The 22,591-nt window shown below is 60.3% G+C and carries 19 protein-coding genes; 6 read left to right on the top strand and 13 right to left on the bottom strand.

The window, feature by feature from the left end:
- Positions 1-99 precede the first annotated feature (99 nt).
- Positions 100-1,440, top strand: coding sequence for a hemolysin family protein (locus ACA058_RS30615; RefSeq protein ID WP_274073736.1), 1,341 nt, complete (start codon positions 100-102; stop codon positions 1,438-1,440).
- A 42-nt stretch (positions 1,441-1,482) separates the two neighbouring features.
- Here ACA058_RS30615 and ACA058_RS30620 read toward each other — a convergent pair whose 3' ends face one another.
- The 8 genes from ACA058_RS30620 to ACA058_RS30655 all read right to left on the bottom strand — a co-directional run bounded on the left by ACA058_RS30620 (position 1,483) and on the right by ACA058_RS30655 (position 12,183).
- A complete protein-coding gene (locus ACA058_RS30620) occupies positions 1,483-2,379 on the bottom strand; it encodes a peptidoglycan DD-metalloendopeptidase family protein (RefSeq protein WP_497637227.1) in 897 nt (298 codons plus the stop codon).
- A 195-nt stretch (positions 2,380-2,574) separates the two neighbouring features.
- A complete protein-coding gene (locus tag ACA058_RS30625; RefSeq protein WP_497637228.1) occupies positions 2,575-3,468 on the bottom strand; it encodes a response regulator in 894 nt (297 codons plus the stop codon).
- A gap of 169 nt (positions 3,469-3,637) precedes the next feature.
- Positions 3,638-4,399 (bottom strand): phosphate signaling complex protein PhoU, encoded by a 762-nt coding sequence (phoU, locus tag ACA058_RS30630; RefSeq protein WP_497637229.1) that lies wholly within the window; start codon positions 4,397-4,399, stop codon positions 3,638-3,640.
- A 121-nt stretch (positions 4,400-4,520) separates the two neighbouring features.
- Positions 4,521-5,354, bottom strand: a complete 834-nt coding sequence (gene pstB / locus ACA058_RS30635) for a phosphate ABC transporter ATP-binding protein PstB (protein ID WP_497637230.1) — start codon at positions 5,352-5,354, stop codon at positions 4,521-4,523.
- 155 nt (positions 5,355-5,509) lie between these two features.
- Complete coding sequence (pstA, locus tag ACA058_RS30640; RefSeq protein WP_497637231.1) at positions 5,510-7,180, bottom strand: phosphate ABC transporter permease PstA; 1,671 nt, start codon at positions 7,178-7,180, stop codon at positions 5,510-5,512.
- Positions 7,181-7,195: 15 nt separating this feature from the next.
- Positions 7,196-9,478, bottom strand: a complete 2,283-nt coding sequence (locus ACA058_RS30645) for an ABC transporter permease subunit (protein WP_497637232.1) — start codon at positions 9,476-9,478, stop codon at positions 7,196-7,198.
- A 252-nt stretch (positions 9,479-9,730) separates the two neighbouring features.
- Positions 9,731-10,732, bottom strand: a complete 1,002-nt coding sequence (locus ACA058_RS30650; RefSeq protein WP_497637233.1) for a phosphate ABC transporter substrate-binding protein PstS family protein — start codon at positions 10,730-10,732, stop codon at positions 9,731-9,733.
- 152 nt (positions 10,733-10,884) lie between these two features.
- Positions 10,885-12,183 (bottom strand): MFS transporter, encoded by a 1,299-nt coding sequence (locus ACA058_RS30655; protein ID WP_497637234.1) that lies wholly within the window; start codon positions 12,181-12,183, stop codon positions 10,885-10,887.
- Positions 12,184-12,543: 360 nt separating this feature from the next.
- On the opposite strand from ACA058_RS30655, the gene ACA058_RS30660 reads away from it, so the two are divergent.
- Together ACA058_RS30660 and ACA058_RS30665 are read left to right on the top strand one after the other, a co-directional pair.
- On the top strand, positions 12,544-12,948 hold the full coding sequence (locus tag ACA058_RS30660) for an acyl-CoA thioesterase (RefSeq protein ID WP_007896491.1): 405 nt from the start codon (positions 12,544-12,546) through the stop codon (positions 12,946-12,948).
- 73 nt (positions 12,949-13,021) lie between these two features.
- Positions 13,022-13,921, top strand: a complete 900-nt coding sequence (locus tag ACA058_RS30665) for a D-hexose-6-phosphate mutarotase (protein WP_497637235.1) — start codon at positions 13,022-13,024, stop codon at positions 13,919-13,921.
- 84 nt (positions 13,922-14,005) lie between these two features.
- Here the strand turns inward: ACA058_RS30665 and ACA058_RS30670 are convergent, their stop codons facing one another.
- The 5 genes from ACA058_RS30670 to ACA058_RS30690 all read right to left on the bottom strand — a co-directional run bounded on the left by ACA058_RS30670 (position 14,006) and on the right by ACA058_RS30690 (position 17,787).
- Positions 14,006-14,542 (bottom strand): DUF3299 domain-containing protein, encoded by a 537-nt coding sequence (locus ACA058_RS30670; RefSeq protein WP_497637236.1) that lies wholly within the window; start codon positions 14,540-14,542, stop codon positions 14,006-14,008.
- An 84-nt stretch (positions 14,543-14,626) separates the two neighbouring features.
- Positions 14,627-14,872, bottom strand: coding sequence for a GlsB/YeaQ/YmgE family stress response membrane protein (locus tag ACA058_RS30675; protein WP_497637237.1), 246 nt, complete (start codon positions 14,870-14,872; stop codon positions 14,627-14,629).
- A 106-nt stretch (positions 14,873-14,978) separates the two neighbouring features.
- Positions 14,979-16,061 carry a 5-(carboxyamino)imidazole ribonucleotide synthase gene (locus ACA058_RS30680; RefSeq protein WP_497637238.1) on the bottom strand — a complete coding sequence of 361 codons (1,083 nt, stop codon included), beginning with the start codon at positions 16,059-16,061 and terminating at the stop codon, positions 14,979-14,981.
- 11 nt (positions 16,062-16,072) lie between these two features.
- The gene (purE, locus tag ACA058_RS30685) at positions 16,073-16,564 is read right to left on the bottom strand and encodes a 5-(carboxyamino)imidazole ribonucleotide mutase (protein ID WP_007971731.1); all 492 of its coding nucleotides are present in this window, start codon (positions 16,562-16,564) and stop codon (positions 16,073-16,075) included.
- Between the two features lie 308 nt (positions 16,565-16,872).
- Positions 16,873-17,787: a LysR substrate-binding domain-containing protein gene (locus ACA058_RS30690; protein WP_497637239.1), complete on the bottom strand. Its 915-nt coding sequence runs from the start codon at positions 17,785-17,787 to the stop codon at positions 16,873-16,875.
- Between the two features lie 180 nt (positions 17,788-17,967).
- Between ACA058_RS30690 and aspA the strand changes: the two genes are divergently transcribed.
- From aspA to ACA058_RS30705, 3 genes are all read left to right on the top strand, one after another.
- Positions 17,968-19,392 carry an aspartate ammonia-lyase gene (gene aspA / locus ACA058_RS30695; protein ID WP_497637240.1) on the top strand — a complete coding sequence of 475 codons (1,425 nt, stop codon included), beginning with the start codon at positions 17,968-17,970 and terminating at the stop codon, positions 19,390-19,392.
- A 459-nt stretch (positions 19,393-19,851) separates the two neighbouring features.
- A complete protein-coding gene (locus ACA058_RS30700; RefSeq protein ID WP_497637241.1) occupies positions 19,852-21,300 on the top strand; it encodes an alanine/glycine:cation symporter family protein in 1,449 nt (482 codons plus the stop codon).
- A gap of 139 nt (positions 21,301-21,439) precedes the next feature.
- Positions 21,440-22,444 (top strand): asparaginase, encoded by a 1,005-nt coding sequence (locus tag ACA058_RS30705; protein WP_497637242.1) that lies wholly within the window; start codon positions 21,440-21,442, stop codon positions 22,442-22,444.
- Positions 22,445-22,591: the final 147 nt, after the last annotated feature.

A 22,591-nucleotide genomic window follows, 5' to 3' on the forward strand; every position in this document is an offset into this window, starting at 1 on the left:
CAATTGCCAAGTCAGCCGCTACATTGGCTGACTTGCGCCTGCTTTTCAGGCGCACTTTTTTCTTTCCTTTCGAATACACGGAACCCGCAAAACTCCATCATGGACCCTTCCCCTGGCTTGACCCTCGCAACGATATTCGCCGACTTCGGCATGATTCTTTTCGCTCTGATCCTGGTTTTGCTCAACGGTTTTTTCGTTGCGGCGGAATTTGCCATGGTCAAATTGCGCTCGACCCGGGTCGAAGCCATCGCTGAACAACACGGCTGGCGCGGGCACATCCTGCGCACCGTGCACAGTCAGCTCGATGCTTACCTGTCGGCGTGCCAGTTGGGTATCACCCTCGCCTCCCTCGGCTTGGGCTGGGTCGGTGAGCCGGCGTTCGCGCATATTCTCGAGCCGGTGCTGGAGACGGTCGGCGTACAGTCGCCGGAAGTGGTCAAGGGTGTGTCGTTCTTCACCGCGTTCTTCATCATTTCGTACCTGCACATCGTGGTCGGCGAGCTCGCCCCGAAATCGTGGGCCATCCGCAAACCCGAACTGCTGTCGCTGTGGACCGCCGTGCCGCTGTACCTGTTCTACTGGGCCATGTACCCGGCCATTTACCTGCTCAACGCCAGCGCCAACCAGATCCTGCGCATCGCCGGGCAAGGCGAACCCGGTCCGCATCACGAGCACCATTACAGCCGCGAAGAACTGAAACTGATCCTGCACTCCAGCCGTGGCCAGGACCCGAGCGACCAGGGCATGCGCGTACTGGCCTCGGCCGTGGAAATGGGCGAACTGGAAGTGGTCGACTGGGCCAACTCCCGCGAAGACCTGGTGACCCTGGAGTTCAACGCGCCACTCAAGGAAATCCTGGCGATGTTCCGTCGCCACAAGTTCAGCCGCTATCCGGTGTACGACAGCGAGCGCCAGGAGTTCGTCGGCCTGCTCCACATCAAGGACCTGTTGCTGGAACTGGCGGCCCTGGACCACATTCCCGAGTCGTTCAACCTGGCCGAACTGACCCGCCCGCTGGAGCGCGTGTCGCGGCACATGCCGCTGTCGCAGTTGCTGGAGCAGTTCCGCAAGGGCGGCTCGCACTTCGCCGTGGTCGAGGAGGCCGACGGCAACATCATCGGCTACCTGACCATGGAAGACGTGCTGGAAGTGTTGGTGGGCGATATCCAGGACGAACACCGCAAGGCCGAGCGCGGCATCCTCGCCTATCAGCCAGGCAAGCTGCTCGTACGGGGCGATACGCCACTGTTCAAGGTCGAGCGGCTGCTGGGTATCGACCTGGACCACGTTGAAGCCGAAACCCTCGCAGGTTTGGTCTACGAAAGCCTCAAGCGCGTTCCTGAAGAGGAAGAAGTGCTGGAAGTGGAAGGCCTGCGCATCATCATCAAGAAGATGAAAGGGCCGAAGATTGTGCTGGCCAAGGTGTTGATGCTCGATTGATCAGGAGCCGGAGGGCTGTTGTGGTGAGGGGGTTCCTTACCTTCACTGTTTGCCCAACGCAAAGTTGGGCAACGCATTTACCGGCTGATTGAACTGGTACGGAATCGACACCAGCCCCATTCCGGTATTGCGCTGCACCACGAAGTGCAGGTGTGGCCCGCTGCTGTTGCCCGTATTGCCTGATAGCGCCAGGGCGCTGCCCACCGCCACCCTTTGCCCTTCGCGAACGCTGACCGAGCCTTGTTTCAGGTGCAGGTACACGCCCATTGTCCCGTCATCGTGCAGCACCCGCACAAAATTGCCCGACGCGTCGGTGCCACGCCCGCTCTGACTGTTTTCAGTTTTAATCACAACACCGCCTCGCGCGGCAATGATCGGTGTGCCTTCGGGCATGGCGATGTCTATGGCGTAACGGTTCTTCGGTCCGAAATGGCTATATTCGCCATTGGCGCCCTGACTGACCCGAAACGGCCCGCCACGCCAGGGCAACGGGTAGCGATAGGCCATGGAGGCGCCTGCGGGGTCGCCCAGGGAATATTCGAACTTGGGGATATAGGCAATCGGACTTCCGGCCCGGGTCGCCGTGAGCTGCGCCAGACGAATGCTGCTGCGCAACGGCATCACCCGGCGAATCGGTCGACTCGGCGCACCACTGACGTTCTTCAACCCGACGAAACTCAACTCGATCTCTACCGGCGCATACAGGTCATTGCGCACGTACACGCTGTCCACCCCGTCCTTCTTCATGATGACGAGGTACACCTGCCGCTCAAGGCGCTCGTCCATGCGATCCTGGAAAGTGAACACCTTGGAGCCTGTCGTGGGGCGGTCACTGTAGGAGACCACGCCATTGGCGTCGGTGGACTTGTAGATGGTCATGGCCATGGCCGAAGTCGAGGCTATGAACAGACCACAGAAAAACAGCAGGCGCGCGAGCATGGGCGGGATTCTGTCGAGTTTGGCTTGGGATTGAGCCTAGCAGCTGCAATGGACCCGGGTAGTCGGCAGATGTTCAGATGGACGTGTGGTGATTCCGAAGGCCTCTTCGCGAGCAGGCTCGCTCCCACATTTGAAATGCATTCCAATGTGGGAGCGAGCCTGCTCGCGAAGGCGGACCGGCAGGCGACGCCGGATTTACGCGCCAGGAATGAAATGCTTCTGCGCCGTACCACGGGCAATCAGGCGGGAGATGTAGTCCAGTTTCTGCGCGTCCTGATCGACGAAGCGGAAGGTGAGCTGCAGCCAGTCGCTATCGGGCCTGGGCTCGTGGGCCACCACGGCGTGCAGGTAGCCATTGAGGCGGGCCACTTCTGCACTGTCGCCCTGTTCCAGATCCAGTACGGCGCTGTCGAGAACCTGCGGCAGGCTGTCGGTACGTTTGACCACCAGCAGCGCTTCCTTGAGGCTCAGCGCCTTGATCACGCACTGCTGGATGCCATTGGGCAACCGCAGTTGACCCTGGCCACGCCCGCCGCCGGCAGCAGCCACCGGGGCCTTGACCGGCGGGTTGCTGAGCAGGCCTGGGGACGGTGCAGCGACCGCTGGAGCGCTCACGGCAGCCTTGGCGCCGGTCAATGCGTTCAGGGTGTCGTTGCCGAATGCCGAGATCGTTTTGGTCGCCGCTACGCTCATCAGGCTGTCGAGTTTGCCGACCTTGTGCAGCGCTTGCTTGACCTTGGTTATCAGTTGCTCGTTGGTGAACGGTTTGCTGACGTACCCGGAAACCCCGGCCTGGATCGCCTGGACGACGTTCTCCTTGTCGCCGCGGCTGGTCACCATCACGAATGGCAGGCCTTTGAGGCTGTCTTGCTCGCGGCACCAGGTCAGCAGTTCGAGGCCGGACATTTCCGGCATTTCCCAATCGCACAGCACCAGGTCGAATGCCTCCCTTGCCAGCAACGACTGAGCCTTGCGGCCATTGACCGCGTCTTCGATGCGCATGCCCGGGAAATAGTTGCGCAGGCATTTCTTCACCAGGTCACGAATGAACGAGGCATCGTCCACGACCAACACACTGACCTTACTCATCCATAACCCCTTTAAAAAATCCCGGCAAGCATACCGTCTTGCTGATGGCACATTGCCAAAAACCTTCAGTCACGCCGGGACTTTTCGTTCGCGGGGTGCTGCGTTTCGAATTCGTGAACCACAAACGAAAACGCCCGGCCAATAGGCCGGGCGCTTTACTTGGGCAATCTTACTTATCGTCAGCTTGGCCCGGAACATTAGCGGTTTCACCGCCTGTTCCTTCAACTTCTTCTTTCATGCGCTTGAGACCGAGGTGACGTACGTCGGTACCGCGCACCAGGTAAATCACCAGCTCCGCGATATTGCGCGCGTGGTCGCCGATACGCTCCAGCGAACGCAGCACCCAGATAATGCTCAAGACCCGCGAGATAGAGCGCGGGTCTTCCATCATGTAGGTCGCCAGCTCACGCAAGGCCGTCTTGTACTCGCGGTCGATGATCTTGTCGTACTGCGCCACCGACAACGCCAGGTCGGCGTCGAAACGGGCAAAGGCATCCAGTGCATCACGAACCATGTTGCGCACCTGGTCGCCGATGTGGCGGACCTCGACGTAACCGCGCGGCGCTTCGCCTTCTTCGCACAACTGGATGGCGCGACGGGCGATCTTGGTCGCTTCGTCCCCGATGCGCTCCAGGTCGATCACCGATTTGGAAATGCTGATGATCAGGCGCAAATCGGACGCCGCCGGCTGACGACGGGCGAGAATGCGCAGGCATTCTTCGTCGATGTTGCGTTCCATCTGATTGATCTGGTCGTCGATCTCACGAACCTGCTGGGCCAGGCCGGAATCGGCCTCGATCAGCGCGGTGACCGCGTCATTGACCTGCTTTTCCACCAGCCCGCCCATGGCCAGGAGGTGGCTGCGCACTTCCTCGAGCTCAGCGTTGAATTGCGCGGAAATGTGGTGGGTAAGGCCTTCTTTACTAATCATCTTTTTCGCTCCGCGAAAGTTGCAAGCTTCAAGCTGCAAGCTTCAAGCAGTTATGTATAAGTCCTGAAATCGCACCGCTTCTATCTTGCCGCTTGCAGCTTGTAGCTTGCGGCTGCCTCAACTAGCCATAACGACCGGTGATGTAGTCTTCGGTCTGCTTCTTCGCCGGATTGGTGAACAGGGTATCGGTGTCGCCGAATTCCACCAGCTTGCCCATGTACATGAACGCCGTGTAGTCGGAAACCCGAGCGGCCTGTTGCATGTTGTGGGTCACGATGACGATGGTGAACTTCGATTTCAGTTCGTAGATCAGCTCTTCGACTTTCAGCGTCGAGATCGGATCGAGTGCCGAGCACGGTTCGTCGAGCAGCAGCACTTCCGGTTCCACGGCGATGGTGCGGGCGATGACCAGACGCTGTTGCTGACCACCGGACAGGCCCAGTGCCGACTCGTGCAGACGGTCCTTGACTTCATCCCAAAGTGCCGCGCCTTTCAATGCCCACTCAACGGCTTCGTCCAGTACGCGCTTCTTGTTGATGCCCTGGATGCGCAGGCCGTAAACCACGTTTTCGTAGATGGTTTTCGGGAACGGGTTCGGCTTCTGGAACACCATGCCGACGCGACGACGCAGCTCGGCCACGTCTTCGCCCTTGCGGTAGATGTTGTTGCCGTACAGGTTGATCTCGCCTTCGACGCGGCAACCGTCCACCAGGTCGTTCATGCGATTGAAAGTACGCAGCAGCGTGGACTTGCCGCAGCCGGACGGGCCGATGAAGGCGGTCACGCGCTGTTTCGGAATGTTCATGCTGACGTCGTACAGCGCTTGTTTATCGCCGTAGAACAGGTTCAGGCCCGGCACTTCGATGGCCACGGTTTCCTGCTCGAGGTTCAGGCTCTGTTTGTCGCGACCCAGGGCCGACATGTTGATGCCGTGGGTATGTGCTTCGTGCTGCATGGGAGGCTCCCTGTGCTAACAAATTCGGTTCGATTGGCCGCTGGCATCAAGGCCGGCGGTAGCGCCGCTCTTGTAGGAGCAAGGCTTGCCCGCGATGGCGTCCTTGAAATCGCCATCGCCAGCAAGCTGTGCTCCTACAGGGAGCGGCGGCGAGATCAGCTATCCAGCGCTTTGTACTTTTCGCGCAGGTGGTTACGGATATAAACGGCCGACAGGTTCAACGTGGCGATCACCAGCACCAGCAGCAGCGCCGTGGCGTACACCAGCGGCCGCGCGGCTTCGACGTTCGGGCTCTGGAAGCCGACGTCATAAATGTGGAAGCCCAGGTGCATGATCTTCTGGTCGAGGTGCAGGTACGGGTAGTTACCATCCACCGGCAGCGACGGCGCCAGTTTCACCACACCCACCAGCATCAGCGGCGCCACTTCACCGGCGGCGCGGGCCACGGCGAGGATCATGCCGGTCATCATGGCCGGGCTGGCCATTGGAATAACGATCTTCCAGAGAGTCTCGGCCTTGGTTGCACCAAGGGCCAGCGAGCCTTCACGCACGGTGCGCGGGATACGCGCCAGACCTTCCTCGGTCGCCACGATCACCACCGGCACCGCGAGCAGCGCCAGCGTCAGCGAAGCCCAAAGCAGACCCGGTGTACCGAAGGTCGGGGCCGGCAGCGCTTCCGGGAAGAACAAGCGGTCGACCGAACCGCCCAGTACGTAGACAAAGAAGCCCAGGCCGAACACGCCGTAAACGATCGCCGGAACGCCGGCCAAGTTGTTCACCGCGATCCGGATGATCCGGGTCAGGGTGTTCTGCTTGGCATATTCACGCAGGTACACCGCCGCGAGCACGCCGAAAGGGGTGACGATCATCGCCATGATCAGGGTCATCATCACGGTGCCGAAGATCGCCGGGAAGATCCCGCCTTCGGTGTTCGCTTCACGCGGGTCGTCGGACAGGAATTCCCAGATCTTGCTGAAATAGAAACCGATCTTGGTCATCGTGCCCATGGCGTTCGGCTGATAGGCGTGAACCACTTTACCGAGACCAATTTCGATTTCCTTGCCGTTGGCATCGCGGGCGGTGAGGCTGTCGCGGTTGAACTGCGCGTGCAGATCGCCCAGACGCGCTTCGATGTCCTGATAACGGGCATTGAGCTCGGCGCGCTCGGATTCCAGGTCCGCTTGCGCGGCCGCGTCGAGCTTGCCTTCCAGTTCCAGTTTGCGGCCGTGCAGGCGGATACGTTCGAGACCGGCGTTGATCGCGCCGATGTCGACTTTTTCCAGGGTCTTGAGCTGGGCAGCCAGCTGATTCACGCGGTTGATCCGCGCTTGCAGCTCGGGCCATGCAGCTTCGCCTTCGGCGATGACCTTGCCGTCCTGTTTGACGTTGACCAGGTAACCGTAGAAGTTGCCCCACTCGCGACGCTCGATAGCCATCAGCTCTGGTGGCGTTTTCTGGTTAGTCAGCCACTCGCCGACGATCCAGGTGAAGTCGTTGCCGTTCAGGTCACGGTTGCCAACCTTGATCAGCTCGCGGGTCATGAATTCCGGACCTTCGTCCGGCACCGGCAAGCCGGCGCTCTTCAAACGCGCACGTGGCACTTCTTCCTTCTGCACCACTTCGCCGATGACCAGGTGATTGGCCTGGCCCGGCACGTCGTAGCTGGCGTGCACCAGGTCCGCCGGCCAGAAGTGACCCAGACCGCGCACGGCAATCACTGCCAGCAGGCCAATGGTCATGATGACCGCGATGGACACCGCGCCACCGCTGATCCAGACGCCGGGGGCGCCGCTCTTGAACCATCCTTTCAGGGAGTTCTGTTTCACAGACTTCTACCTTTCTTAAAGCGACGAGTATTTCTTGCGCAGACGCTGACGAATCAGTTCCGCGAGGGTGTTCATGACGAAGGTGAACAACAGCAGCACCAGCGCCGAGAGGAACAGCACGCGGTAGTGGCTGCCGCCGACTTCCGACTCGGGCATTTCCACCGCGACGTTGGCGGCCAGGGTGCGCAGGCCTTCGAACAGGTTCATTTCCATGACCGGGGTGTTACCGGTGGCCATCAACACGATCATGGTTTCGCCGACCGCACGGCCCATGCCGATCATCAGCGCCGAGAAGATGCCCGGGCTGGCGGTGAGGATCACCACGCGGGTCATGGTCTGCCACGGCGTGGCACCGAGGGCCAGGGAACCCAGGGTCAGGCCACGCGGCACGCTGAACACGGCGTCTTCGGCGATGGAATAGATGTTCGGGATGACCGCGAAGCCCATGGCCAGGCCGACTACCAGTGCGTTGCGCTGGTCGTAGGTGATGCCCAGGTCGTGGGAGATCCACATGCGCATGTCACCGCCGAAGAACCAGTTCTCCATGAACGGGCTCATGTACAGCGACAGCCAGCCAATGAACAGGATCACTGGAATCAGCAGGGCACTTTCCCAGCCGTCAGGGACTTTCAGGCGGATCGATTCCGGCAGGCGGCTGAAGGTGAAACCGGCGACCAGAATGCCGATCGGCAGCAGCATCAGCAGGCTGAAGATGCCCGGCAAATGCCCTTCGACATAAGGTGCGAGGAACAGGCCGGCGAAGAAACCGAGGATCACCGTCGGCATCGCTTCCATCAGCTCGATCACCGGCTTGACCTTGCGGCGCATGCCCGGGGCCATGAAGTACGCGGTGTAGATCGCAGCGGCGACGGCCAGGGGAGCGGCCAGCAGCATGGCGTAGAACGCGGCTTTCAGGGTACCGAAGGTCAGCGGCGACAGGCTCAATTTCGGTTCGAAGTCGGTGTTGGCGGCGGTCGATTGCCAGACGTATTTAGGCTCGTCGTAGTTTTCGTACCAGACCTTGCTCCACAACGCGCTCCACGACACTTCCGGGTGCGGGTTATCCAGCAGCAACGGTTGCAGCTTGCCGCCGGCTTCGACGATCACGCGGTTGGCCCGTGGCGACAGACCGAACAGGCCCTGGCCCTCGACCACCTGGTCGACCAACAAGGTACGGTGTGCGGTGCTGTGGAACACGCCAAGCTTGCCGGAGGCGTCGAGGGCGACGAAGCCCTTGCGGCGCTCTTCGGCAGTGACTTCAACGATCGGCGTGTTGCCCATCTGGAAGGTGCGGATCTGCTTCAGGCGCTGCTCGCCATCCGGGTCGCGGGCCATGAACCACTGGGCCAGGCCACCTTTGGAGTCACCAAGGATCAGCGAGATGCCACCCACCAACTGCGTACTGGCGGTGATTTGCGCTTCGCCATCTTCAAGCAGTTTGTAGCGACCGTTGAGGCTCTTGTCGCGCAGGCTGAACACGTCGGCCTGGGCACGACCGTTAATCACGTACAACCACTGCTGGCGCGGGTCGACGAAAATGTTCTTCACCGGCTCGTTCATTTGCGGCAGGTCGATACGCTTCTGTTCGTTGGTGATTTCGCCGGTCATCATGTTTTCTTCGCTGGTCAGCGACAAAACATTCAGTTGCGAACCGGTGGCACCGACCAGCATCAGGGTCGAATCGTTGGCGTTGAGGCTGACGTGTTCCAGGACACCGCCGGCTTCATTCAGCGCGATTGGCGTTTCGCCGTACGGATACTCGATAGCCGGCGTAATGGTTTTCTTGCCGTCCGGGTAGCTGACTTTGTAGGTGTGACGGAATACCAGTGCCTGACCGTTGGACAAGCCCACCGCCACCAGCGGTTGACCTGGCTGGTCTTCACCGATGGAAGTCACGGTAGTACCGGCAGGGACCGGCAGATCGACGCGCTTGAGTTCGGCGCCACTGTCGATATCGAAGAACAGCGCCTGGCCCTTGTCGGAAACCCGCATGGCGACCTGGTTCTGCTCTTCCAGGGAGATCATCAACGGCTTGCCGGCGTCTTGCATCCAGGCCGGCGTGATGGCGTCCTGGGACGTCAGGCTGGCACCCTGGAACAGGGGTGCTACGACGTAGGCGAGGAAGAAAAAGATCAGCGTGATCGCACCGAGAACGGCGAGGCCGCCCACGAGGACATACCAGCGGGTCAGGCGATCCTTGAGCGCGCGGATGCGGCGCTTGCGTTGTAGCTCAGGCGTATTGAAATCAATTCGCTTGGGGGGATTTGTAGTCATTGTGGAATTGGCCAGATCATTCATTCGCACACCCTAGCGATTCTGTATGACAGAAAGATGACAGTGCAGTGACGCAACAAATCCGCCGCCAGCGGGAACTGGCAGTGGATAGAGAATTTTGGGGGCCGGATTGCCGGAAATGGCAACCCTGAGCCATGTAGGAGCAAAGCTTGCTCGCGATAGCGGTCTTTCAGTCACGTCATTGCTGAATGTGCCGACGCCATCGCGGGCAAGCCTTGCTCCTACAGATCCGGGGCGCGCCCCGGACCTAGGGTTTTACTTTTTTACGACTTCGGTACCGCCTTCTTGCAGACCCAGGTCAGCCAGTGCTTTGGCAGCAACCTTGGCTGGAAGTGGGATGTAGCCGTCTTTCACCACGACTTCCTGGCCCTGTTTCGACAGAATCAGCTTCACGAACTCGGCTTCCAGCGGGGCCAGAGGCTTGTTCGGGGCTTTGTTGACGTATACGTACAGGAAGCGCGACAGCGGGTACTTGCCGTTCAGGGCGTTTTCTTCGGTGTCTTCGATGAATTCACTGCTGCCTTTCTTGGCCAGTGCCACAGTCTTCACGCTAGCGGTCTTGTAGCCGATGCCCGAGTAACCGACGCCGTTCAGCGAGGAGCTGATCGACTGCACGACCGAAGCCGAACCTGGTTGTTCGTTGACGTTTGGCTTGTAATCGCCTTTGCACAGGGCTTCTTCCTTGAAGTAGCCGTAGGTGCCGGATACCGAGTTACGACCGAACAGTTGTACCGGCTTGTTGGCCAGGTCGCCGGTCACACCCAGGTCGCCCCAGGTTTTCACGTCGGTTTTAGCGCCGCATAGACGAGTGGACGAGAAGATCGCGTCGACTTGTTCCATGGTCAGGTGCTGGATCGGGTTGTCTTTATGTACGAAGACAGCCAGGGCGTCCACGGCAACCGGGATAGCGGTTGGCTTGTAGCCATACTTGGTTTCGAAGGCTTGCAGTTCGGTGTCCTTCATCTTGCGGCTCATCGGGCCCAGGTTAGCGGTGCCTTCAGTGAGCGCAGGTGGCGCGGTAGAAGAACCGGCAGCCTGAATCTGGATGTTGACGTTCGGGTATTCTTTTTTGTAGTTCTCAGCCCACAGGGTCATGAGGTTGGCCAGGGTATCGGAGCCGACGCTGGACAGGTTGCCCGACACACCAGTGATCTTGGTGTAGCTCGGGATAGCAGGGTCAACAGCGGCAACCGCGTTGGCAGTCGCAACGCCAGCAGCGACAAAAGTCATTGCCGCCATCAAACGCTTCAGTTTCATGCCTTACTCCTAGCAGATAGGGTGTGTTATTCGGGGCCAAGTATCAGCAGGCCGTGTGAACACTCTATGGCTGAAATATGACAATTAGATGAAAGGCCAGTATTTGGCGACAGATCGTTCCCACGCAGAGCGCGGGAACGATCGGCGGTGACTTAGCGACCCTTCTTCCAGAGATACGCACCCACAACAATCCCGACCCCGCAAAGCACCGCCACATAATAGGCAGGCCCCATCGGACTTTCCTTGAGCAACAGGCTGACAATCAGCGGCGTCAGGCCACCGAAAATCGCGTAGGCCACGTTGTACGAGAACGACAGACCGCTGAAACGCACCACCGGCGGGAACGCCTTGACCATCACGTACGGTACCGCACCGATGGTGCCCACCAGCAGACCGGTCAGTGCGTACAGCGGGAACAACCAGTCGGGATGGTCGGCCAGGCTGTGATAGAAGGTCCAGGAACTGGCCAGCAATGCCGTGCAACCGACAACGAACACGCGCCCCGCACCAAAGCGATCCGCCAAGGCACCGGCAATGATGCAACCAATGCTCAGGAACACGATTGCCACACTGTTGGACTGCAGCGCAGTGGTTGGCGCGAAGTGGTAGACCGTCTGCAGCACGGTCGGGGTCATCAGGATCAACACCACGATGGCAGCGGACAAAAGCCAGGTCAGCAGCATCGAAATGGCAATCGCGCCACGATGGTCACGCAGCACCGCACGCAACGGCACTTCTTCGGCCAGGGCCTTGCGCTGTTGCAGTTCGGCGAACACCGGGGTTTCGTGCAGCCAGCGGCGCAGGTACACCGAGAACAGACCAAACACGCCGCCCAACAGGAACGGGATCCGCCAGGCGTAATCCGCCACTTCCACCGGCGTGTAAAGGCTGTTGATCGCCGTGGCGACCAGAGAACCCAGCAAGATCCCCGCCGTCAGACCGCTGGTCAGGGTGCCGCAGGCATAGCCAACATGCCGCTGCGGTACGTGTTCAGAAACGAAGACCCAGGCACCCGGCACCTCACCGCCAATCGCCGCGCCCTGGATCACCCGCATCAGCAGCAACAGGATCGGCGCCCACATGCCGATCTGCGCATAGGTCGGCAACAGGCCCATGATCAGGGTCGGCACCGCCATCATGAAGATGCTCAGGGTGAACATCTTCTTGCGCCCCAGCAGGTCGCCGAAGTGCGCCATCACGATGCCGCCCAGTGGCCGCGCCAGGTAGCCGGCGGCGAAGATGCCGAAGGTCTGCATCAAGCGCAGCCACTCGGGCATGTCCGCCGGGAAGAACAGCTTGCCCACCACGGTCGCGAAGAACACGAAGATGATGAAATCGTAGAATTCCAGCGCGCCGCCCAGGGCCGACAGCGATAGCGTCTTGTAATCGTTGCGGGTCAACGGACGTGCGGATTGGGAAGGCTGCGCGATACTCGAGGGCGCTGTGGTCATGGCAAGGGCTTCTCTTATAGTCAGGTCTGCCGCCCCAACAACGCTGGCAAGGGCTCGGGCAGGACCGGCACGATAGCAAATTGTTCTAAAAAGCACATAGAGGCGCGTATTTGATGGTCAAAATGAGAACCGGACGGTCGTATCGGAGTCTACCGACCGATATACTCGCAACTGTGCGATAGCTTGCAAGGGTTGCTGTGCGAAAACGCCTCAGGTCCATAGGCGATTTCGCAGAGTTTCCCTTTAGGCGCCTTACGAAAAACGTGACGAACGCAGTATGTTCGGGGATGAATCGTTTTTCCAAGACGGCTATTCACCCGCTACACAAACGAAGAGTCACGGGTCAGAGGCACCCCCGGCATGATAGAGCTCGAACAAGAAGATCCGATCCCGCAAGGCGATCTGGCCCTGCAAATCACCGCGCTTCCTCGCGAAACCAACGGCTTTGGCGATATTTTCGGCGGCTGGCTGGTGGCGCAGATGGATTTGGCCGGTACCGCGATGGCCAGCAAGGTGGCTGGCGGTCGCGTGGCCACTGTCGCGATCGACCGCATGGCATTCCTGGTTCCGGTCGCAGTGGGCGCACAGCTCTCCTTCTATACCCAGGCACTGGAAATCGGCCGCAGCTCGATCCAGATGATGGTCGAGGTCTGGAGCGACGATCCACTGTCCAGCGAATGGCGCAAAGTCACTGAAGCAGTGTTTGTGTTCGTCGCCATCGATGGCAGCGGCCGTACTCGTTCGGTTCCGCCCAGAGCACGTTAAAAGCGGGCGGCGTTAAACCCGATAAGCGTTTTGCGGTCCATTGCAGTCATTGTTACTGATCGAGAGCTGTCCCATGAGCACGCCCAACGTTGAAGCCGTCAAACTGGATGAACTGAACTGCTGGCGCATCCGCCATGGTCAGGCCGAATTGCTGGTGGCCCAGCAAGGTGCGCACATCCTCAGCTATCAATTGGCTGGCCAGCCACCGCTAATCTGGCTCAACGACGAGGCCGTCTTCAAGGCGGGCAAAAGCATCCGCGCCGGTGTGCCGGTGTGCTGGCCATGGTTCGGCAACCTGGCACGCAACCCGCAGAGCGTTCAGGCGATGCGCATCAGCAACGAACCCGCTGCCGCTCATGGGTTGGTGCGGGCGATCGACTGGGAATTGGGCGGCATCGAGGCCGAGGGCGAAAGCTTGAAGATCGAGTTCCTCCTGCCCTGCCCCGTAGGCGGCTTGCCAGGCTGGCCGCACAAGGTCGACCTGAAGTTGAGCATTCGCCTTGACGAGCAGCTGCATATCAGCCTGACCAGTCACAACCAAGGCATCGACACCGTAACAATCAGCCAGGCGCTGCACAGCTATTTCGCGGTCAGCGATGTGCGCAATGTGCATGTCGAAGGGCTGGACGGCCTGAGCTATATCGAGACGCTGGACGACTGGAAAACCGTGCCCCAGTCCGGTGACTTGCGCTTTACCGGCGAAACCGATCGCATCTACCTGGATACGCCGAGCCGGCTGAGCATTGTCGACCCGGCCTGGGAGCGGCGCATCGAGCTGACCAGTAGCGGTTCACGTTCGGCAGTGATCTGGAACCCGTGGACCGAACGCGCCGCGGCGTTCACCGACATGGCCGACGATGGCTGGCAGCGCATGCTGTGCATTGAAACGGCGAATGTGATGGGTGATGTGGTGACGTTGGCGCCGGGTGCCAGTCATACCCTCGGCGTCAGCATCGGCAGCAAAACGCTTTAAGATCAAAAGATCGCAGCCTGCGGCAGCTCCTACAGAGATCGGTGTAGGAGCTGCCGCAGGCTGCGATCTTTTTGCTTCACTCGATTACAAATCCGACTCCTGCACCACCCTCACTTTCGCCGCATCCAGCGCATACGCTGCATCCGCCAGGTCATTGCTGACCTTCTCGATCTTCAGCGTGCCGGTCACCCACAGCGGCGTGTAGATGTCATCCAGCTTCAATCCCTTGGGATAACGCACCAGCACCAGTTGATTGGGTGGCGGCGGCGGTACGTGGATGCAGGCCCCCGGGTATGGCACCAGGAAAAACAACGTGCTGCGGCCCTTGGCGTCGGACTCCAGCGGTACCGGATAGCCACCGAGACGGATGTCTTTGTCGTTCATCGACACTACAGTCTTGGTCGAATACATCACCGCGGGCAAACCCTTGCTCTGCTTCATGCCACCTTTTTCTGTGAAGGTGCCATTGGCTTCCGGGGAGTCGTGATCGATTTCGGGCATGGCCTCAAGGGCTTTCTGGTCTGACTTGGGCATCAGTTCGAGCCAGTCGGTTTCCGGCAGCTCGCCGGCATGGGCAAGGCCCGTACTCAGTAAAACAAGAGTCAGCAGAAGACGGCGCATGAAAATGCTCGGTAAGGATAAGGAAAATCGCCGGGCATTCTAGTCCTCCCGGGCTGCGCAGCCGAGAGGACTTTGTCGCTTGAATCAGTTCTTTCTGATCAAGCCGTAGATCACCAGCAGTATGACGGCGCCCACCAGCGCCCCGATGAAGCCTGCGCCTTCGCCCGCCTGGTAGAAGCCCAGGGCCTGGCCGCCATAAGTGGCCGCCAGCGAACCGCCGATACCGAGCAGGATGGTCATGATCCAACCCATGGTGTCATCGCCCGGTTTCAAGAAGCGCGCCAGCAGGCCGACGATCAAGCCGATAAAGATGGTTCCGATAATTCCCATGGCATTTCCCTCTGAATGGACAGTTATGCGAAAGCCTAGTCAGACTTTCGTATCCTGCCATGAGAGAACGGCGGTCCCTGAATGGTTCCGCCGCTGCCAGATGAAACTATTCGGCGATGAGCGCTTCGACCTTGAGGATCTGCGCGGCCAGCGTTTCGCGGTCTGCACAACGCAGGTTGGCGTGACCGACCTTGCGACCGACCTTGAACGCCTTGCCATAGTGGTGCAAATGGCAATCGGCGATGGCCAGGACTTTGTCGGTCTCCGGCACTTTACCGATGAAGTTCAGCATCGCGCTTTCGCCGACCTTGGCGGTCGAACCCAGGGGCAGACCGGCAACCGCCCGCAGGTGGTTTTCGAACTGGCTGCACTCGGCGCCTTCGGTGGTCCAGTGCCCGGAATTGTGCACGCGCGGGGCGATTTCGTTGGCTTTCAGGCCCCCGTCGACTTCAAAGAACTCGAACGCCATTACGCCAACATAATTCAGCTGCTTGAGCACCCGGCTGGAGTAATCTTCGGCCAAGGCTTGCAACGGGTGATCGGTGCTGGCCACGGACAGCTTGAGGATGCCGCTGTCGTGGGTGTTGTGTACCAGCGGATAGAACTTCGTTTCGCCATCGCGAGCACGCACGGCGATCAGCGAGACTTCGCCGGTGAAGGGTACGAAGCCTTCCAGCAGGCAAGCCACACTGCCCAGCTCGGCGAAAGTGCCAACGACATCTTCAGGTGTGCGCAGGACTTTCTGGCCCTTGCCGTCGTAACCCAGGGTGCGGGTTTTCAGCACAGCGGGCAGACCGATGGAAGCCACGGCAGCGTCCAGATCGGCTTGCGACTGAATGTCGGCGAACGCCGGGGTTGGAATCTCCAGGGCCTTGAACATGCTCTTTTCGAACCAGCGATCACGAGCGATGCGCAGGGCTTCGGCGCTCGGGTAAACCGGCACGAACTGCGACAGGAACGCCACGGTTTCCGCCGGGACGCTCTCGAACTCGAAGGTCACCAGATCGACTTCATCGGCCAGCTGACGCAGGTGGTCCTGGTCGCCGTAATCGGCCCGCAGGTGTTCGCCCAACGCGGCGGCACACGCGTCCGGCGCCGGGTCGAGGAAAGCGAAGTTCATACCCAGCGGAGTGCCCGCCAGCGCCAACATGCGACCCAACTGGCCGCCACCGATTACACCGATCTTCATCGTCAACAACCTCAGGCGATGCGTGGGTCTGGATTTTCCAGGACGCTGTCTGTCTGCTCAGCACGGAAGGTTTTCAGCACCGCGTGGAACTGCGGGTGCTTGGCGCCCAGGATACTCGCCGACAGCAAGGCTGCGTTGATCGCACCGGCCTTGCCGATGGCCAGGGTGGCGACCGGAATGCCAGCTGGCATCTGTACGATCGAGAGCAGCGAATCGACACCCGAGAGCATCGCCGACTGCACCGGCACGCCCAGCACCGGCAGGTGGGTCTTGGCCGCACACATGCCAGGCAAGTGGGCTGCGCCACCGGCACCGGCGATGATCACCTCGATGCCACGCGCCTCGGCTTCTTCAGCGTACTGGAACAGCAGGTCCGGGGTGCGGTGGGCAGAGACCACTTTCACCTCGTAAGGGATGCCGAGCTTTTCCAGCATATCGGCGGTGTGGCTAAGGGTGGACCAATCGGACTTGGAGCCCATGATCACGCCAACCAATGCACTCATCGTCGTGCCTCTTCTCTCTGGGCGCCCGCAGGCGCATCAAAAAACAACAAGCCACGCAGAATGCGTGGCTTGATTGTACGAATTATGGCCAGGCGAACCGGCCGAAGGCCGCGCAGTATACCTCAATGAAGCCAATAAACAGCCCCCGAAACGACCATCTGTCATGCGGCGCAAAGTCCCGGTTTTATTGACTTTCAAGTCAGTAGAAATACTTGGTATCGCCCCGCCCCCTGTAGGAGCACAGCTTGCTGGCGATGGCGATTTCGAAGACGCCATCGCCAGCAAGCTGTGCTCCTACAAAGGCATCGTTAACCGGTCGTGCCTTGCGCGGCCCCGCCTTCGAGCTTGCGCCACAACAACCGCACATTGGCCTTACGAACCAGCGCACAGCGATACAGACGAATCTCCAGCGGCACATGCCATTGCGGGCCACCACACACCACCAGTTCACCGCGCGCCAATTCGGCGCGCACACTCAGTTGCGGTACCCAGGCAATCCCCAATCCTTCCAGCGCCATGCTTTTGAGGCTATCGGCCATGGCGGTTTCATACACCGTGGTAAAGCGCAGCGCGCGCTGGCGCAGCAATCCATTGACCGAACGCCCGAGAAACGCTCCTGCACTGTACGCCAGCAACGGCACACTGGCCTCGTCCTCCAGATCGAACAGGGGGTTGCCGTGCTCATCTGCCGCGCACACCGGGAGCATTTCGGTGTGCCCAAGGTGCAAGGAAGGAAAGATTTCCGGGTCCATCTGCATGGCCGCATCCGGGTCATAGAACGCCAGCATCAAGTCACAACCGCCCTCGCGCAACGCATGCACAGCGTCGCCGACGTTGGTCGCCACCAACCGTGTAGCGATGTTCAAGCCTTCATTGCGCAGTTGCGCGATCCAGCGCGGGAAAAACCCCAGCGCCAGTGAGTGCGCCGCCGCGACTTGCATCACTTCGCCCTGCCCGCCTTCCAGATGATGCAGGTGTCGCAGCACTTCACCGAGCTGCTCGACCACGGTGCGCGCGGTAACCAGAAACAACTGGCCCGCCGCCGTCAGCTCGACCGGTGTGCGCGAGCGGTTGACCAGGGTCAATCCCAGCGCGGCTTCGAGGCTGCGGATTCGGCGGCTAAAGGCCGGTTGAGTCACAAAACGGCGTTCCGCTGCCTGGGAGAAGCTGCGGGTGGCGGCCAGGGCACTGAAGTCCTCCAGCCATTTACTTTCCAGATTCATCACGTCCTCCCGGACACGCACCAATTTAGGTCACACGCTCGCCGTCAACACGGCGTCACATGGGCATTATGCCGAATGTGCATAGGCCAGTGTTTAACAGCATTGGCCGAAAATTCTCCACAAGCCTAGCATTTGCAGTGTTCCGGCACAGCCCGGGTCCATATCGAGATGATTTCTATCATGTCCTCCGCTGCATCTTTCCGCACAGAAAAAGACCTGCTTGGCGTACTCGAAGTACCGGCTCAAGCGTATTACGGCATCCAGACCCTGCGAGCGGTGAACAACTTCCGTCTCTCCGGCGTTCCGATTTCGCATTACCCGAAGCTGGTTGTCGGCCTGGCGATGGTCAAACAAGCCGCCGCTGACGCCAACCGCGAGCTGGGTCACCTCAGTGAAGCCAAGCACGCTGCCATCAGCGAAGCCTGTGCACGACTGATCCGCGGGGATTTCCACGAAGAATTCGTGGTGGACATGATTCAAGGCGGCGCTGGCACTTCGACCAACATGAATGCCAACGAAGTCATCGCCAACATCGCGCTGGAGGCAATGGGTCACCAGAAGGGCGAATACCAGTACCTGCACCCGAACAACGACGTGAACATGGCGCAGTCGACCAACGACGCCTACCCGACGGCGATCCGCCTGGGCCTGCTGTTGGGTCACGACGCGCTGCTGGCCAGCCTCGACAGCCTGATCCAGTCGTTCGCCGCCAAAGGTGAAGAATTCAGCCACGTCCTGAAGATGGGCCGTACCCAGCTGCAAGACGCCGTGCCGATGACCCTCGGCCAGGAATTCCGCGCCTTCGCCACTACCTTGGGCGAAGACCTGGCGCGCTTGAAAACGTTGGCACCTGAGCTGCTGACCGAAGTGAACCTGGGCGGTACCGCGATCGGCACCGGCATCAACGCCGACCCGCGTTACCAGCACCTGGCCGTTCAGCGCCTGGCCACTATCAGCGGTCACCCGCTGGTACCGGCGGCCGACCTGATCGAAGCCACCTCCGACATGGGCGCCTTCGTGCTGTTCTCCGGCATGCTCAAGCGCACCGCGGTCAAGCTGTCGAAGATCTGCAACGACCTGCGACTACTGTCCAGCGGTCCACGCACCGGCATCAACGAAATCAACCTGCCGGCGCGTCAGCCAGGCAGCTCGATCATGCCAGGCAAGGTCAACCCGGTAATCCCGGAAGCCGTGAACCAGGTAGCGTTCCAGATCATCGGCAACGACCTGGCCCTGACCATCGCGGCCGAAGGCGGTCAGCTGCAACTGAACGTGATGGAGCCGCTGATCGCCTTCAAGATCTTCGACTCGATCCGCCTGCTGCAACGCGCCATGGACATGCTGCGCGAACATTGCATCACCGGCATCACCGCCAACGAAGAACGCTGCCGTGAACTGGTCGAGCATTCGATCGGCCTGGTCACTGCGCTGAACCCGTACATCGGCTACGAAAACGCCACCCGCATCGCCCGCATCGCCCTCGAAAGCGGCCGCGGCGTGCTGGAACTGGTGCGCGAAGAAGGCTTGCTCGACGACGAAATGCTCGCCGACATCCTGCGCCCGGAAAACATGATTGCTCCGCGTCTGGTTCCGCTTAAAGCCTGACCAACGCCAGCTCTTTAACGAAGAGCCATCGCTCACCAGGTCGAGGGACTAGACACCTCTCACCTTTTGAGGGCCTGGAGATTATTCTCCAGGCCCTTTTTTTTAACTTTTTGCTGCACCGCAACGCCCGTAGGAGCATGGCTTGCCCGCGATGGCGCCCTCACTATCGCCATCGCGGGCAAGCCATGCTCCTACAAAAGCAACACCCTCGTTTGACCGCATGCACCACAACCGTGCAGACGGACGGTACTGCCCTCGGTATAGTGCCGCCCCTCTTCGCGTGAGCGGTCGTCGGTAGCGAGGCCACAACCCATGCGAAACCCGAACTAATAACAAACCCGCGATATGAAACCGGGACGAACATCGACCCGCCTGTTGTGCCGTGCGCAAACGGGTGTAACTCGATGTGTCTGTCCGGCCAACATTGTTGCCCACACAAAAAACAGCGAGGAATAATCCATGCTCGAAGTCATCAACGACTTCCTCTCAGGCAAAGTACTGATCGTGCTCATTGTCGGGCTCGGTAGCTACTTCACGATCCGCTCGCGTTTCGTTCAATTGCGCCACTTCTTCCACATGTTCACGGTATTTCGTGACAGCCTCAAAAGCAGTGCCGGTCAACTCAGTTCGTTCCAGGCCTTGATGCTCAGCCTTGCCGGCCGTGTCGGCGCAGGCAACATCGCCGGCGTCGGTATTGCCGTGACTCTTGGCGGCCCCGGTGCCGTGTTCTGGATGTGGGTGACCGCACTGGTCGGCATGTCGAGCAGCTTCTTCGAATGCTCCCTCGGCCAGCTCTACAAGCGCTGCGATTCCGAAGGCCAATTCCGTGGCGGCCCCTCCTATTACATCCAGCACGGCCTGCAAAAGCGCTGGCTGGGGATGATCATGGCGTTCCTGCTGCTGATCACCTTCGGCTTCGCCTTCAACGGCCTGCAATCCCATGCCGTGACCCACTCGCTGAACAACGCTTTCGGCCTCGACACCACCTGGACCGGCCTTGGTCTGGCCGTGCTGCTGGGCCTGGTGTTCATCGGCGGGATCAAGCGCATCGCCAAGGTCGCTGACCTGCTGGTGCCGGTGAAAACCCTGGTGTACATCGGCGTGACCATCTACGTGATCGTGCTGCAGTTCGATCAGGTACCGGGCATGCTGATGACCATCGTCAAGAGCGCCTTCGGTCTGGACCAGGCGTTTGGCGGCCTGATCGGCAGCGCCATCATCATGGGGGTCAAGCGTGGCGTGTTCGCCAACGAGGCCGGCCTTGGCAGCGCGCCAAACGTGGCCGCGGTTGCCTCGGTCGAGCACCCTGTCGCACAAGGCGTGGTCCAGGCGTTCAGCGTGTTCCTCGACACCTTCGTGATCTGCACCTGCACGGCCTTGCTGATCCTGCTCTCGGGCTTCTACACCCCGGGTTTCGAAGGCGACGGCATTGCCCTGACCCAGAACTCCCTGGCTGCCGTGGTCGGTGACTGGGGCCGGATGTTCATCTCCGTGGCGCTGGCGTTGTTCGTGTTCACCTCGATCCTCTACAACTACTATCTGGGCGAGAGCAACCTGCGCTACCTGATCGGTGAGAACCGCAAGGCGCTGATGGGCTACCGTGCGCTGGTTCTGGTGCTGATTTTCTGGGGCGCCATCGAAAACCTCGGGACCGTGTTCGCCTTTGCCGACATCACCATGACGATGCTGGCGTTCGTCAACCTGATCGCGCTGTTCCTGCTGTTCAAGGTCGGCATGCGCATCCTGCGTGACTACGATGACCAACGCGCGGCCGGGATCAAGACGCCGGTGTTCGACTCGAGCAAGTTCCCGGACCTGGATCTGGATCGCCAAGCGTGGCCAGCCAGTCCGCCAGCCGCTGCTCCGGCTCAGAGCGAGCCGCAAGGCGTGACCGCAGCGCAACGCTGATCGGTTAAAGTGCGGAATCCCTTGTGGGAGCGGGCTTGCTCGCGAAAGCGGTGTATCAGGCAACATTAATGTCGCCTGACACTCCCTCTTCGCGAGCAAGCTCGCTCCCACAGGACGTCATCGTTCTCGGAGCACCCCCATGAATTCCTCGACCTATCCTGCCGCCCAGCACGTCATGGTGCTCTATACCGGCGGCACCATCGGCATGCAAGCCAGCGCCCACGGCCTGGCCCCCGCGTCCGGTTTCGAAGCGCGGATGCGCGAGCACCTGCACAGCCAGCCTGACCTGGCGGTCCCGCAATGGCGCTTTCGCGAGATGTCGCCGCTGATCGACAGCGCCAACATGACCCCGGCGTATTGGCAGCAATTGCGTGAAGCGGTGGTCGACGCCGTGGACGTGCAAGGTTGCGACAGCGTGCTGATCCTGCACGGCACCGACACCCTCGCCTACAGCGCCGCCGCCATGAGTTTTCAACTGCTCGGTCTGCACGCCCGTGTGTGCTTCACCGGTTCAATGCTGCCGGCTGGCGTGACCGACAGCGATGCCTGGGAAAACCTCAGCGGCGCGCTGGTTGCATTGGGCCAAGGCCTGGCGCCGGGTGTGCACTTGTACTTCCACGGCGAACTACTGGACCCGACCCGTTGCGCCAAAGTGCGCAGTTTCGGCCGTCATCCCTTCAAACGACTGGAACGTCAGGGCGGCGGCATGAAAGCGCCCTCGATTCCCACGCAACTGAATTACAACCAACCCAGACAACTGGCGAACGTCGCGGTGCTGCCGTTGTTTCCCGGCATCGGCGTCGAAATACTGAATGGCCTGATCGACAGCGGTATTCAGGGCCTGGTGCTGGAGTGCTACGGCAGCGGAACCGGGCCGAGCGACAATCCGGGGTTTCTCGCCAGCCTGGAAAGGGCGCGGGACACGGATGTCGTGGTGGTGGCAGTCACGCAGTGCCACGAAGGAGGCGTAGAGCTGGATGTCTATGAAGCCGGCAGTCGTTTGCGGATTGCCGGTGTGCTTTCAGGTGGGGGCATGACCCGTGAAGCGGCGTTCGGCAAATTGCATGGCTTGCTGGGTGCAGGCTTAGAACCCGCTGAGGTTCGGCGGCTTGTCGAACTGGACCTGTGTGGCGAGCTGGCTTAGTAAATCTAACTTGCGCAATTGGCGCGCTCAAGTTTCTCCTCGGTTTTCGAAAACTTGAGCCGCGCCTTAAAACATACAACCTTACAAATACAGTGCAATTATAACTCCCACAATAAAGTCCAGTTAGTTACCTTGCTCGAGCAGGAC

Source organism: Pseudomonas sp. LBUM1649, assembly GCF_059716155.1.